General features: G+C 60.8%; 13 protein-coding genes and 1 other RNA gene. 8 read left to right on the top strand and 6 right to left on the bottom strand.

The genetic code is table 11. The annotated features are described in order from the left end of the window. Positions 1-113: 113 nt before the first annotated feature. Entirely contained in the window at positions 114-668 is a 555-nt protein-coding gene (grpE, locus tag CK486_RS09865; protein WP_095940128.1) for a nucleotide exchange factor GrpE, read from the bottom strand. Between the two features lie 151 nt (positions 669-819). Between grpE and recN the strand changes: the two genes are divergently transcribed. Beyond that, positions 820-2493, top strand: a complete 1674-nt coding sequence (recN, locus tag CK486_RS09870) for a DNA repair protein RecN (protein ID WP_095940129.1) — start codon at positions 820-822, stop codon at positions 2491-2493. A 61-nt stretch (positions 2494-2554) separates the two neighbouring features. Here recN and fur read toward each other — a convergent pair whose 3' ends face one another. Continuing rightward, a complete protein-coding gene (gene fur, locus CK486_RS09875) occupies positions 2555-2959 on the bottom strand; it encodes a ferric iron uptake transcriptional regulator (RefSeq protein ID WP_095940130.1) in 405 nt (134 codons plus the stop codon). 95 nt (positions 2960-3054) lie between these two features. Between fur and CK486_RS09880 the strand changes: the two genes are divergently transcribed. Next, entirely contained in the window at positions 3055-3579 is a 525-nt protein-coding gene (locus CK486_RS09880; protein WP_095940131.1) for an outer membrane protein assembly factor BamE, read from the top strand. 51 nt (positions 3580-3630) lie between these two features. Here CK486_RS09880 and CK486_RS09885 read toward each other — a convergent pair whose 3' ends face one another. Continuing rightward, positions 3631-3957, bottom strand: coding sequence for an RnfH family protein (locus tag CK486_RS09885; protein WP_095940132.1), 327 nt, complete (start codon positions 3955-3957; stop codon positions 3631-3633). Further along, on the bottom strand, positions 3950-4384 hold the full coding sequence (locus tag CK486_RS09890) for a type II toxin-antitoxin system RatA family toxin (RefSeq protein WP_095940133.1): 435 nt from the start codon (positions 4382-4384) through the stop codon (positions 3950-3952). Before CK486_RS09890 ends, CK486_RS09885 begins: the two co-directional genes overlap by 8 nt. 148 nt (positions 4385-4532) lie before the next feature. Here CK486_RS09890 and smpB point away from each other — a divergent pair, with 148 nt between their 5' ends. After that, positions 4533-5009 carry an SsrA-binding protein SmpB gene (smpB, locus tag CK486_RS09895; RefSeq protein WP_095940134.1) on the top strand — a complete coding sequence of 159 codons (477 nt, stop codon included), beginning with the start codon at positions 4533-4535 and terminating at the stop codon, positions 5007-5009. A gap of 15 nt (positions 5010-5024) precedes the next feature. Here smpB and CK486_RS09900 read toward each other — a convergent pair whose 3' ends face one another. Further along, entirely contained in the window at positions 5025-7904 is a 2880-nt protein-coding gene (locus CK486_RS09900; protein WP_095940135.1) for an ATP-binding protein, read from the bottom strand. A gap of 128 nt (positions 7905-8032) precedes the next feature. Between CK486_RS09900 and ssrA the strand changes: the two genes are divergently transcribed. From ssrA to CK486_RS09915, 3 genes are all read left to right on the top strand, one after another. Beyond that, positions 8033-8389: a transfer-messenger RNA gene (gene ssrA / locus CK486_RS09905) on the top strand. A gap of 358 nt (positions 8390-8747) precedes the next feature. Continuing rightward, positions 8748-9041 carry an STAS domain-containing protein gene (locus CK486_RS09910; protein ID WP_095940136.1) on the top strand — a complete coding sequence of 98 codons (294 nt, stop codon included), beginning with the start codon at positions 8748-8750 and terminating at the stop codon, positions 9039-9041. 2 nt (positions 9042-9043) lie between these two features. Continuing rightward, the gene (locus tag CK486_RS09915) at positions 9044-10726 is read left to right on the top strand and encodes a fused response regulator/phosphatase (protein ID WP_095940137.1); all 1683 of its coding nucleotides are present in this window, start codon (positions 9044-9046) and stop codon (positions 10724-10726) included. 9 nt (positions 10727-10735) lie between these two features. Here CK486_RS09915 and CK486_RS09920 read toward each other — a convergent pair whose 3' ends face one another. After that, positions 10736-11743 carry an AraC family transcriptional regulator gene (locus tag CK486_RS09920; protein WP_176481685.1) on the bottom strand — a complete coding sequence of 336 codons (1008 nt, stop codon included), beginning with the start codon at positions 11741-11743 and terminating at the stop codon, positions 10736-10738. A 152-nt stretch (positions 11744-11895) separates the two neighbouring features. On the opposite strand from CK486_RS09920, the gene CK486_RS09925 reads away from it, so the two are divergent. After that, a complete protein-coding gene (locus tag CK486_RS09925) occupies positions 11896-12930 on the top strand; it encodes a 2Fe-2S iron-sulfur cluster binding domain-containing protein (protein WP_095940139.1) in 1035 nt (344 codons plus the stop codon). Between the two features lie 46 nt (positions 12931-12976). Further along, on the top strand, positions 12977-14179 hold the full coding sequence (locus CK486_RS09930; protein ID WP_095940140.1) for an alkane 1-monooxygenase: 1203 nt from the start codon (positions 12977-12979) through the stop codon (positions 14177-14179). Positions 14180-14379 lie beyond the last annotated feature (200 nt).

Below are 14379 nucleotides of genomic sequence, written 5' to 3' on the forward strand. Positions count from 1 at the left end.
TCACTCTCCGGAAACTATGTCTTTAACGTTGGCGGCGCTGGCGACCGATGATTTGGTCCGCGCCTCGGCACTTAATTCGCTTGATCTAACAGATGGGGTCGGCCTGAAGGATTTCAAGCCTGCTCATCAATCGACGGCGCAGGTTCAGCCGGCGCCTTGCTGACCACCACCATGGCGGGGCGCAGCAGGCGGCCATTGAGCAGATAGCCCTTCTGGAACACCTTGAGCACGCTGTTCGGCTCAACGTGGTGGCTTTCCTGCATGGCCATGGCCTGGTGGTGCTCCGGATTGAACGGCGCGCCATGCGGGTCGACCGCATCGACCTGATAGCGCTTGAGGGTGTCGTGGAACAGCTTGAGGGTCAGTTCCATGCCTTCGCGCACAGCCTTGATCGCCTCGTCGTCCGGGCTGGAAAGCTCCAGACCGCGCTCCAGGCTGTCGACAACCGGCAGCAGATCAGATGCGAACTTCTCCAGGGCAAACTTGTGCGCCTTCTCGACGTCCTGCTCGGCACGCCGACGGATGTTTTGCAGATCGGCCGCCACACGCAGCGACTGATCCTGAGCAGCAGCCAGCTGCTCTTCCAGCTCGGCGACACGCGCCTGCAGATCGGGCGCCGCTTGCGCAGTCTCAGGGCCCTGGTTATCCAGAATCTGTTCGTCAGACATCGTCCTCTCCTTTCAATCGACAACGAGGCACCGCTCGTTTGCATGCCCCTAATCTGGGGATGGTTTTAACCATTTCAAGGGCAACAGGTGATTGCCAGCAGAAAAACAACTACTGTATAAATGAACAGCCTTCATTTTCAGGAGCCTTGCCATGCTGGTGCACCTCTCCGTTCACAACTACGCCATCGTCGAACACCTCGACCTCGAACTGCAGGGCGGCATGAGCGTGATTACCGGGGAAACCGGCGCCGGCAAGTCGATCATGCTGGACGCCCTCGGCCTGGCGCTCGGTGACCGCGCCGACAGCGGCGTGGTTCGTCCGGGAGCGGACAAGGCCGATATTCTCGCCAGCTTCGATCTGGCCGACATTCCCGAAGCCCGCAGTTGGCTGAACGAGCGCGACCTGGACACTGAAGGCCCCTGCATTCTGCGCCGGGTCATCACCAGCGAGGGCCGCTCACGCGCCTATATCAATGGCAGCCCCTGCCCACAGGGCGATCTCAAGGCCCTTGGCGAGCTGCTGATCGACATTCACAGCCAGCACGAACACCAGTCCCTGCTCAAACCCGACACCCACCGCCGGCTGCTCGATGAATATGCCGGCGCCAGTGATCTGGCCCGTCAGGTGCAGCTGGCAGCCCAGCGCTGGAAACAGACCCGCAGCGAGCTGGAACGCCTTTCCAGCAGCAGCGATGAGCAGCGCGCCCGCCATCAGTTGCTCAGCTATCAACTGGAGGAGCTGGAAAACCTCTCCCTCGGCGACAACGAGCTGGAGCAACTGGAGCAGGAACACAAGACCCTGAGCAATGCCGAACAACTGCTGAGTACCTGTCGTCAGGTGCTAGAGCTGTGCAGCGAGAGCGATGCCGGCAACGTCCTGTCCGCACTGACCGCCAGCCTCAACCGGCTTGGCGCTTTCAGCAATCAGCCCGGCGCACTCAGCGAGGCCACCAACCTGCTGGCCAGCGCACAGATCCAGGTGGAGGAAGCCGTCGGCGAACTCAATCGCTTCATCGATCACTTCGATGCCGACCCGCAACGTCAGCAGCAACTGGAGGATCGCCTCGACAGCATCTACAGCCTGGCGCGCAAGCACCGCGTGCAACCGGGCGATCTGGGCCAACTGCAGCAGCGCCTGCTGGACGAACTGGAAAGCCTGAATGCCGACGATGAAGCCGTGGAGCGACTGACTGACGAACTGGCCGCCTACGCCCGCCATTATCAGGAAAAGGCGAGCGAACTGAGCCAGCTGCGCCAGGCTGCAGCCAGTACACTGGCCAGCGCCGTGGAAATTGAGATGCAGCGACTGGGCATGCCCGGCGGCCGCTTCAATATCCAGCTCATCGCCCAGGACAGCGAGAATCTGCAGCCCAATGGCCTGGAGCAGATCGAGTTTCAGGTCAGCGCCAACCCCGGCCAACCGCTCAAAGGCCTGGCCAAGGTCGCCTCCGGAGGGGAACTGTCCCGCATCAGCCTGGCCATTCAGGTCATTACCGCGCAAACCTCGCGCGTACCCACACTGGTGTTCGACGAAGTCGACGTGGGCATCGGTGGCCCCACCGCGGAAGTGGTCGGTCAGTTGCTGCGCAGACTCGGTGAGCGCGGTCAGGTACTGACCGTCACACACCTGCCACAGGTTGCCGCTCAGGGCCATCAGCACCTGTTCGTGCACAAGCAGCGTGGCAGCGAGGGAACCCGCACCGCCGTCGCCACACTGGACGCCGAACAGCGCATCGAGGAAGTCGCTCGTATGCTTGGCGGCCTCGACCTGACCGACGAGTCCCTTGCCCACGCCCGCAAGATGCTGGCCGCCAGTTGCGCCTGATGAACCTCTATAAATGAAAAACGGCGACCAGGGTCGCCGTTTTTTCTAACACTCAGAACCGTTACTGTTTCTTGCGCACGTACAGCACCAGATTGTGATCGACCAGCTCGAAACCGTGCTCGGCCACGATCTCTTTCTGCCGTTTCTCGATTGCCGGGTCGATAAACTCGATCACTTCGCCGGTATCGACACACACCATGTGGTCGTGATGACCGCCATCGGCCAGTTCGAACACGGCATGACCACCGTCGAAGTTGTGCCGCACCACCAGGCCTGCCGCCTCGAACTGGGTCAGTACGCGATAAACGGTGGCCAGGCCCACGTCCTCGCCCGCCTCCATCAACGCCTTGTAGACATCTTCAGCGCTCATGTGACGCAGACCCGCAGAGTCCAACATCTGCAGGATCTTGACCCGTGGCAGGGTCACTTTGAGGCCGGCTTTGCGCAGTTCGCTATTTTCTACCATGGTCAGCTTTCTCGGCTGGAGTGCTTCGCAGCACCCCGCAATGCAGGTATCATCGGGATTTTTCGTGGCCCCAAGATAGTGGAAGTCGCCCCTTGATGCAAAAAGCCAAGCTCATGCTGACCAGTCTCACCCTTGTCGGGCTCGCCGCACTTGCCGGCTGTTCATTTCCCGGGGTGTACAAAATCGACATCCAGCAGGGCAACGTCGTAACGCAGGACATGATAGACCAGCTCAAGCCCGGAATGACCCGGCGGCAAGTGCGGTTTATCATGGGCAACCCGCTGATTACCGACACTTTCCATGCCAATCGCTGGGATTATCTGTACAGCATCCAGCCCGGTGGCGGTCAGCGCCAACAGGAACGCGTCAGCCTGGTTTTCAATGGTGACCAGCTTGCCGGTCTGTCGGGCGACTTTATGCCTGGCGTTTCCCGTGACGACGAAATCCGCGGCAGCGGCGGTGAAACCCGTGTCACTCCCTCCGACAGCAGCAAGCCGCAGAGCGAACTCATCGAGCGCGCAGCCCCTGGCTCGCTGGAAGAGCAGATCCAGCAGGAAGTCGACAGCGTGGAAGCCATCCCGGTGCCGACGCCGGAGCCACTGGAACCCATGCCGGAATAATTCGGCCAAACAAAAAAGCCCGGCAATGCCGGGCTTTTTTGTGCATGCTAATCAAGCATCGGCCGCATCGTCGGCCTGCTTGGCCTGAGCCGCCTTGGCCGCGCGCTGCTTGCGCACCTCTTTCGGATCAGCAATCAGCGGACGGTAGATTTCCACCCGCTCACCTTCCTCGATCGCCCGCTCATCGGGCTTGCTGACAGCCTTGCCGAAAATGCCCAGCGGCGCATTCGCCAGATCCAGCCCCGGAAAGAAAGCATCCATCCCCGAGCGCAGCGCCACCTCACGCACCGTGGTGCCGCGCGGCACACTGAGGCTCAGTAGCTTCTGCTTGTCCGGCAGGGCATAAACCACCTCGACAACCAGCGTCTGCTTATCCATGAAGTTGCTTTGCCCTCTGACAAAATGCATCGACCAGTGTATTGGCGGCCTGAGTGAACAGCGGCCCCAGCGTAGCCTTGACCAGAGGCCCGGCGTAATCAAAGGTCAGGTCGAGACTGATCTTGCAGGCCTTGTCGCCCAGTGCCTTGAACTGCCAGATACCATGCAGCTGGCTGAACGGACCTTCTTCGAGATTCATCTCGATACTGGTCCCTGGGGTCAGCGTATTGCGGGTGACGAAACGCTGGCTGATGCTGCCCTTGGCCACCGTAAGCCCGGCCCGCATCAGCTCCGGCGTTTCTTCCAGCACCGAGGCGGCGGCACACCAGGGAAGAAACTCCGGATACCGCGCCACATCGTTGACCAGCGCATACAGGGCCGGCGCCGGGAAGGGCAACAAAGCCGAGCGCTGGATATGGGTACTCATAATCTGACTTCTTCCGACTGCGATTGAACGCCACCATGCCCGGAGGGCCGGCAGCGGGATATGCACGTGAATTGTCGGAGATATCGTCCCGCCCCTCAAGCACGGCAGCATGGCGGAGAACCCTCGGCGTCCTTATAATGCCGCCCCTATGGCTAAGCAAAAGAAACACCCCGAAGGCACCATCGCGCAGAACAAGAAGGCGCTGCACGACTATTTCATCGAGCACCGCTTCGAAGCGGGCATCGCCCTGTCCGGCTGGGAAGTGAAAAGCCTGCGGGCCGGCAAGGCACAGCTGGTCGACAGCTATGTCCTGCTCAAGGATGGTGAAGCCTGGCTGCTGGGCAGTCATATCACCCCGCTCACAACTGCCAGCACCCACGTCTACGCCGACCCGGTACGTTCCCGCAAACTGCTGCTGCACAAGCGCGAGCTGGGCAAGCTGTTTGGCGCCGTGCAGCAGAAAGGCTACGCGTGCGTCTGCCTGAAGCTCTACTGGAAGAAGCACCTGATCAAATGCGAAATTGCTCTGGCCAAGGGCAAGAAGGAATTTGACAAGCGCGACGTGGAAAGAGAGCGCGACTCCAACCGCGAGATCCAGCGCGCCGTCCGCCACGAACAGCGCTAAGGCACGCCAGCAGGCTCAGAGCAACTGCTGGCGCACCTGCTCACGCAGGCGCTGCAAGTCCAATGGCTTGACCATACACCCCACCGCACCCCGCGCCAGCGCCTCGCTGAACACACGCTCGTCGGCCACCGCGCTGATCACCAGCACGGGCACACGCCGCTCCCGCAGCTCATCAAGCAGCTCCAGTCCACTGCCATCCGGCAAGTCGATATCCAGCAGCAACAACGCCGGCAGATGTTGCGCCAGATACTCGCGCGCCAGACGCAAGGTGCTTGCCCCACGCACATCAGCCATGCCCCGCAAGGCTTCCTGCACCACCTTGAGACTGGCCGGATGATCCTCGACACAGAGTAACTGCGGACGCGCCGCCGCCAGCGGCGGCACAGGCTCCTCGCCGCCTGACGCGGCAGGAGCAACAACCCGCGGCAACTCGATCCAGAAACGACAGCCCTGGCCCGGCGCACTGCGCACCCCAACCTGCCCGCTCATCAGCAGTGCCAGCTCACGGCAAAGCACCAGACCAATACCGGTACCCGGCGTATTGGAGTTCTCCCGCCCCAGACGCTGGAACGGCTGGAAAAGCTGCTGCTGCTGCGCCGCCGTCAGCCCCGGCCCCTGATCCTCCACCCACAGACGCAGGGACTCCGCCCCCAGCTCGACACCCAGACGTACCTCTCCCCGTTCCGCGTTGTACTTGAGCGCATTGGACAGCAGGTTGAGCAACACCTGACGCAGGCGGCGGCTGTCGGCCTGCACATACAGATCACCAGCCACCGGCTCCAGCAACAACCGCATGTGCCGCAACTGCACCTCCGGCTGAATCAGCTCCGCACAACTGCGCAGCATCTCAAGCACGCAGACAGCCTCGACCTGCAATTGCTGCCGGCCGTACTCCAGACTCGACAGGTCGAGGATGTCATCCACCAGGGACGTCAGATGCTGACTGGCCACGATGATCTCGCGCGCATAACCACCCGCCTGCTCCAGCCCGTCGCGGTTTTCACATTCCAGCTCGATCAACTGAGCAAAACCATTGATGGCATTGAGCGGCGTGCGCAGCTCATGACTCATGCTCGACAGGAAGCGGCTTTTGGCCTGACTGGCCGCCTGCGCCTGGACACTCGCCTCGCGCAACTCCTCCTCCACCGCCTTGAGTCTGGAGATATCCATGTGCGTGCCGCTGATGCGCAGCACCTGGCCCTGCTCATCGCGCTCGATCACCTTGCCGCGGCTGAGCAACCAGGCGTACTGCCCCTGCGCATCGGCAAAGCGATACTCGGCATCAAAGGCACCGCCCTCCGTCATCAGACGCTGACGCAGCTGCCGGACGCGCTCACGATCCTGCGGATGGATGCGCTCATTGAACTGCCGCAACGGCAAAGGTCCTTCCGGCAGACCAAAGCGGCGAATGAAGCGGCCACTGATGTGCATGCTCTGCTGCACCACATCGACATCCCAGATGCTCTCGGTCGTACCCTCCAGCACCACCTGCAAATGCTGCTGCGCCTTCCAGCGCTCATGCTCGCTGTCGGCCAGATGCGCGCCCGTCTGGACCACGGCCAGCGCCATATCCTCCAGCTCGCTGATGTCCGAGTGCTGCATGCGCGGCTGGTAATTGCCCTCGCCGATCTGCCGCATCATCGCCATCACCCCGCTGATCGGATCAGCCAGGAAATGGCTCAATCGCCGCGCCCGCAGCCACATCAGGCCGAAGAACACCACATAAAAGCCGACCAGACCGGCAATCAGCCAGTAGCCCAGATTGAGATAACGCGAAGCCAGACTGTTGGTCTGGGCAAACACCCGGTCTTCATCCATGACCATCAGCAGGCGCCAACCGGTCTGCTCGATCTCGCTCCAGGCCACCAGTTGCTGCCGGCCACCAAGCTGCACCTCATCCACACCACTGGTGCTGCTGACCACGCTGCGGGCCAGCGGCTGCAAGGCCGGATTGAGATCGAGACGAAAGTCCTCGGGCTTGAGCTGCTCGCGGCGCACAGCCTCGTCATAGGAGTAATGCGTCAGTTCACGCAGACCAAAATCCGCCTCCCCAGCCGGCGGCAGCGCCAGAATCCGCCCCTCCCGACTGACCAGCAAGGCATAACCGGACCAAGGCACGCTCAGGCGGCTGATCTGCTCCAGCAGCTTGCCCACGGTCAGGTCCAGGCCGGCCACACCTTCCAGAAAGTCACCGCGATACACCGGCGCAATCGCCGACATCATCCAGCCCTGCCCCGCCGGATCCAGATAGACATCCGTCCACACCTCACGCCGTGCCGGGTTGTGCCGCGCATCAGCCAGGTAATAGAAGTTGTACTCGGGAATCACCATGTCGTGCGGATACTGCTCGGGCGTCATGAAGAACGGCAGAATCCGGTTGTAGCTGTCCCAGCTATTGAAATAGATCGCCGACACCTGAGGATTGGCCGCCCGGATCGAGGCCATCAGCGGGTCCACCTGCGCCAGGCGCAACGCTTTGGCGTGATCCTGCTGCGCCAGAGGCGTACTGGCCGAATAGAAAGAGGCTGCGCGCCCTTCATCGCGCTGACTGAAAAACACCCCGGAAGGCGTGACCGCATGCCGGCCGGTCTCCAACTGATCGGGCTGATAGCGCCGGTCCTGCAGCGCAACACCCAGCGCATCGCGGTATACCTGCAGGTGGCTGATCAACGCGCGCAACTGCCCATCGATCACCCGCGCCTCGCGTTGCACCGCCACATCCAGGCTCTCCAGAGCCGTCTCGTGCAGGTGCTCAACCTGAGCATCGCGGATGGCCCCGTTGGTCAGCAGATACACGGCAATCAGCACCGACTCCACCAGTACCAGAGGCACCAGCGCGCTCTGCACAAAAGCACGCCAAACCCAACGAAACAGTGGCTTTCGCTTAACAGTCATGCACCCACCTTGGCAGAGCCCTGCAGCCCATCCCGAACACGTGACCATAGTGTATGAGCTTCCGCTGGTCGACGCTGCGGAACCTTTGCCGTACACTGCGCGTCGTAATACCAAGCACCAACCGTTTTGGGGCCGATTAGGATTCGACGCCGGTAACAAAACTTGAGGGGCATGCCGAGTAGGTGACAGTTCTCGTAAATCCGCTGCCACAACTTCATAGTTGCCAACGACGACAACTACGCTCTGGCCGCCTAAGGGCGCCAGCAGACCCTAGGGGATGCCTGTAAACCCGAAGATTTGGTCTGTCAGATAGAACAGGATCGCCGCCAAACTCGCTGCAGGTGTAACGGCTAAAACTTATGCAGCTCGCTCCAAGCACCCTGCCACTCGGGCCGCGCGGAGTTAACTCAATAGAGATGGCTACGCATGTAGAACCGATAGCGGCGAACTGGCGGACGGGGGTTCAAATCCCCCCGGCTCCACCAAATAAACCCCTGACTTTCCTTGAGAAAGTCAGGGGTTTTTCTTTGGGCGCCGAAAAGCGGCAGCAGTACCACTCGGCGATTCAGACGCACTGCTAAGCAAGGCCAGCATGCCTAACTTAATACAGGTAAGTTCGATGCAGTCGCCTATCCTCATCAAGCCTCGCTCGCTAGGTTCGTCCCAGTAATTGGCTCGTCAGGATTTATTCAGGTCCAGCGACTAGAGTGAAGAAACAAATCAAGCTTGTAACTTACGCCCTGCTGGCCCATCAGCAGGCGCCGGTTTGTAAGGGTTGCAGCTAATCGCAGCACCTACGAATGCCTGACTGAGCGAAGTATCTGATGATCAACCGGAGATACCATGAATACCCCTCATGTGAGCACCATACGTCCTGGCGAGCGTTTCGACTTCAGTACGTTCCGCCCTTTTCGCGATGCCTATGAGGCTGAACTGGCGAAAGAAGAGGTACGCACTCTGGTTATCGATCTGAGCGGTGTTAAGTACATCGACTCCGCAGCCATTGGCATTTTGTTGTCGTTGCGCAAGAAAGCAGCCGAAGTGCAGAAGGAAGTTGAGCTGTATAAACCCCAAGGCGTAGTACACGACGTCCTCCATGTCACCAATATGCTCAAACTGTTCAAAGTTACTGAATAGCCATGAGAGCCCTGTGCATTCTGATTATCGACGACCAGCCGGCTATTGGCCGGTTGTTATCGTCCTACCTCAGCAAAGTCGGGCATCAATGCCAATATGCGCCATCTGGTGATGAGGCTCTGAAGTTGTACGCCCAGCAGCCCTTCGATTTAGTGCTGGTAGACCAGAGCATGCCAGGCCTAGATGGTCAGCAAACCACTCGCCTGCTACGAGAACTGCAGTTGAACATGGGGTGGCGACCGATCCTGATGCTTTCTGGCAACGCCGAAACCGAAGCGCAGATCGCTGCACTTGAGGCAGGCTGCGATGATTTCGTAGCAAAGCCGGTGAGCCTGGATATGCTGGCTGCCAAGATCAACTCATTCCAGCGTATTGCCGAGATGCAGGAGCAGATCACTCGGCAGAACCGCGAGCTAATCGAATATCGCGAACGTGATAAGGAAGAGCGCAATATCAGTGCCTACCTGATGAGCCGACTGGCTCGCACGGCAAAACTGGAAGGGCGCCAGCTGGACTATTTTCTAAAACCAGTCAGTGAGGTTTCTGGAGATCTGCTGCTGGCCTGGCGCGCCAGCAATGGCGATCGCTACGCTCTACTGGCCGATGCCACCGGCCATGACCTCCCCGCAGCATTGAGTCTGCTACCCGTAAGCGAAACCTTCTACAACATGGCAGCCAAGGGATTCTCACTTGAGGGGATTGCCCGGAAACTCAACCGCAAGAGTGCCGAGTACCTGCCCGCCAACCGTTTTGTCGCTCTGCTGATGGCCTTGTATAGCCCGCTTGATGGCACCTTGCAGATCTGGAACGGGGGTATTCCGGGTGCACTCCTAATGGCCGACGATGGTCGCGTACTGGAGCGGTTCGAGTCTTTGAATTTTCCGATTGGCATCTTGGATGAGGACGATCCGCTGTTCTGCTGCCAGGTCGAAACCGTGCACATTACTGAGAGCTGCCAGTTCAGCATGTTTTCTGATGGACTGATTGAAGCCGAATCCATCAGTGGCATGCAATTTGGCTTGGACAGAGTCGAAGCAGTTTTACATGACGTGAAACCTGAGCAACGCGCGGCACGCCTACAGGAAGCACTGGCACTGCATACATCAGGAGCACAACCTCACGATGATGTTGCGTATATGCACATCTACTGCGAACCAGCGAAACTGGATATGCAGCCGGCGCCCCCAGCCTTTCACGAGTGCAAACCCTGGAGCCTGCAGTTACAACTGAATGTCGAGCAGCTACGAAACCACGATTTGGAGCCGCTGATCAGCAGTTTCTGCCAAAGCCTTGGGCTTGAACCGGCACAGCACGGCATTTTCAGCCTGGTACTGCGAGAGTTGCTAGCCAATGCCATCGAGCATGGTCTTTTGCGACTTGATACCAGCATCAAACATCTATCTGACGGGTTCGAACGCTACCTACAATTACGTCAGAGCAGCCTGCAAGCACTGGAGCACGGAGAACTGCAGGTGGATATCCAACAAGCGAGCCTGGAGGGTATTAAGCGTTTATCAGTAACAGTTACCGACAGTGGTCCTGGTTTCGACTTCCAGAACTACAAAGCGACGGCGAGTGAAGAACAGTTTCACGGCCGTGGCTTATATCTGCTGCGCCAACTATGCGCAGACTTGCAATTCGGCGGCGTCGGCAATCAGGTTACCGCCACCCTGCAATGGCAATGAGGGTGGAACTTAGCCTCCCCGCTGTTCCCGATACTGCGCAGGCGGCATGCCTTCCCAGCGTTTGAACGCCCGGCGGAAGTTGGCGATATCGGTGTAGCCGAGGGTGTAGGCGATCTCTTCGATGCTCAGGTGCCCGGCCTGAAGATGCGCTACCGCCAGGGTGTGGCGCACTTCTTCGAGAATCGTCTTGAACGAGGTGCCCTCCTCCAGCAGACGCCTGTGCAGGGTGCGCGGCGTCAGGTGGAACAGGCGCGCCGTCACGTTGAGACTGGGAAAGCCGTTCTGCTTCTCCAGCATCACCCGCCGCACCCGTGCACTCATCGACACGGCCTGCTGCAGCTTGTCCAGTTCACGCTGACAGATCAGCTCGGCCTCGCGGAACGAGGCCGGGTCGGCCATTTTCAGCGGCAGGTCGAGCAGCGCGAGCGGCAGGGTGAAGCCGGCCCACTGCGCGTCGTAGGCCACCTCGCAGCGGAACATTTCCTCGGCCAGCTCGGCATAGGCCGGGCGGGCAAACGGGAAGCTGACCCGGGTGAGCGCATAACTGCCCAGCGTGATGGCATCGAACACGTTCTTGATCGCCAGCACGATGGCTTCCAGCACCGGTCGCTGGATATCGCCCAGCGCATAGCTGGGGGTGAAAAGGATATGCGCTGACGTTTCATCCTGACGCAGGCTGACGGACACCAGGCTGGTACGCAGCCCCAAGTAGCGCTCCACCAGTTGCAGGGCCTGGCGCACCGAGCCGCTCTGCATGGCGGCATAGCCGAGGATGCCGTGGGTATTGACCACCAGACGCTCGCCCACCAGCAGGCCGAAGGCGCCCTCGCCGGTGCTGTCCAGTGCATCCTGAATCAACTGACAGAAGCTGCCGAAGTCCGGCTGAAAAGCCGCGTCGTTGAGCTGCGCCTCGCTCAGCCGGCTACGCGCCAGCCAGGCCGGAACATCGGCGCCCATGGCGGTCAGTTGCTCGGCGACCTGCCGCAGGTATTGCACGGGAAGGGTGAAGTCCTGCACGACACGGGCCTCCGGAGGAAAAGTCAGCTCCGGGAAAATTGTCAATAAATGACCCATAGAATGTCAATCGCGAACCTCCAGCGCCGGGCGCCAGGGACTTAGCCTGTCACCGTCCCAAGCCTCTCCCGCGAACAAGTACAACCGGAGGACGCATGTTTTCACTGTTTGCCAAGAAGGGTCCGACCACGGCCACCATCAATGGTCAGGCGATCCCCGTCGAACCCAAGGAAACCCTGTTGCAGGCGGCCCTGCGCGCCGGCATCGACTTCCCTCACAGCTGCCGCGTGGGCGGTTGTGCCGCCTGCAAATGCCAGCTGGTCGCCGGCCAGGTCAGGGAACTGACCGAAACCGGCTACCTGCTCACGGATGAGGAGCTCGATCAGGGTTACATCCTCGCCTGCCAGAGCGTGCCGAAAAGCGATATCCGCGTCAGCGTCGACCTCAGCCAGCAGCAAGCACGCCGCATGGTGAAAGGGCGCATCGTCGACCAGGAAAAACTCACCCACGACATCACTCGTCTGGTCGTGCAGCTGGAACAGAGCCTGCCGTACAAGGCCGGGCAGTTCGCCGAGCTGTGCCTGGATGCGCTGCCCGATATCCAGCGCAGCTACTCCTTTGCCAGTGCCGTGCAGGCCGACGCCAAGGTCAGCTTCTTCATCCGCCACGTGCCCGGCGGCCTGTTCTCCTCGTTCGTGCAACAGCGCGATCTGCTCGGCCAGGGCATTCAGGTACAGGGGCCGTTGGGCGATTTTTACCTGCGACAGGCTGATGCGCCACTGCTGCTGATTGCCGGTGGCAGTGGTCTGGCACCGATCATCGCCCTGCTTGAAGACGCCCTCGCCCATGGCGTGCAGCGCCCGGTCAGCCTGTTGTTCGGCGCCCGTGAGGAGCGCGACCTGTATGCCCTGGACAGCATCAGTGCAATTGCCGCGCAGTGGCGCGCCCCGTTCCGCTTCCTGCCGGTGTTGTCCAACGCCAGCTCTGATGCCACCTGGAGCGGCGCGCGCGGCCTGGTCACCAGCCAGCTGCCCGCACTGGTGACTCCCGGCGCACACGCCTACCTGTGCGGCCCGCCCGCCATGATCGACAGCGCGGTAGCCCTTCTGCGCGACCACGGCGTGCCACGCGAACACATCCACGCCGACCGATTCACCACCCGGCAGGACGCCCTCGCGGCGTCGGCCTGAGCCCTCATCAACGCGGTACCACCTGCCCATAACAAGAGAAACCACCATGAACCTTCTGCACTATTTGAAGTACTTCCTGTTCCACGGCGTCGGCCTGATGGCAGCGCTCGCCATTCTGGCCGGCGGCGCCTGGATCACCTTCGGCCTGATCGCGGTGCTGGTGATCTACATGGTCGGTGACGCCATCTGCGGCGACGACACCAGTACGCCGCAGTTCAAGCACCCCGGCATCCTCACCTTTCAGCTGTGGCTGGCCCTGCCGCTGCTGGCATTCATCGTCTTCTCCGCGCTGTGGAGTTTCAGCAGCGGCGACTTCCTCGGTTTCGGCGCGGCCCTGACCCAACTGACGGGCTATGACCTGATCGCCGCACGCGATGCCACCTTTGCCGGGCATTACGTGTCCACCGTACTGATCACCGGCCTGATGATCGGCATGGTCGGCACCATCCCGGCCCACGAGCTGACCCACCGAACCTGGGACCCGATCTCCATGCTGGTCGGACGCTGGCTGCTGGCCTTCAGCTTCGACACCATCTTTTCCATCGAACACGTCTACGGCCACCACCGCTATGTGTCGACCACGGAAGATCCAGCCACCGCGCCGCGTGGCCGCAATGTGTACTTTCACATCCTGGCCTCGACCCTCAAGGGCAACGTCAGCGCCTGGAAAATCGAGCAGAAGCGCCTCAAGCGCAAAGGCCACAGCCTGTTCGGCTGGCATAACGCGGTGCTGCGCGGCCATCTGATGAGCGTGCTGCTGGTGGTAGCCGCCTATGTCATCGGCGGCTGGCAGACCGCGCTGTTCTTCACCGCCTGCGCCCTGTGGGGCAAGGCCCTGCTGGAGATCGTCAACTACATGGAGCACTACGGCATGGTGCGCAACCCGGCCACCCCGGTGCAGCCGCGCCACTCGTGGAATACCAACAAGCGCATCAGCTCCTGGGCCATGTTCAACCTGACCCGTCACTCGCACCACCACGCTCAGGGCGAAGTGCCCTACCAGGACCTCAAGCCCTTCCCGGATGCGCCGATGATGATCGGCGGCTACCTGACCACCATCATCGTCGCCATGATTCCGCCGCTGTGGCACAAGCTGATGACGCCCAAGGTACTGGACTGGGATCAACGCTACGCCACCGACGAAGAGCGCCTGCTGGCCATGCAGGCCAACGCCAGAAGCGGCATCAGCGCCCTGCAGCAAGCCAATGTACGTTACCAACCTGCTGCGGCGCAGGTGGCCCGCGCCTGATTGTCGCAACCCGCCAGACGCGGCATTGAATGGCGCGTCTGGCCGACTTCCCTGTGGGCGGCTATCCCCGGCCCACCTTGCGCAAGCCCCGGCCAGCAATGGCCGGTTTTTTTTATGCCTGCTGCCTGTGACACGGCACGCTGGCAGTGCCTTTCAGGGTTGTATCACGCGCCGCATTCGGGTATCAGTGCACACGCATT

This window comes from Pseudomonas sp. HAR-UPW-AIA-41 (assembly GCF_002304225.1).
In the GTDB taxonomy this organism is placed as follows: Bacteria; Pseudomonadota; Gammaproteobacteria; order Pseudomonadales; family Pseudomonadaceae; genus Aquipseudomonas.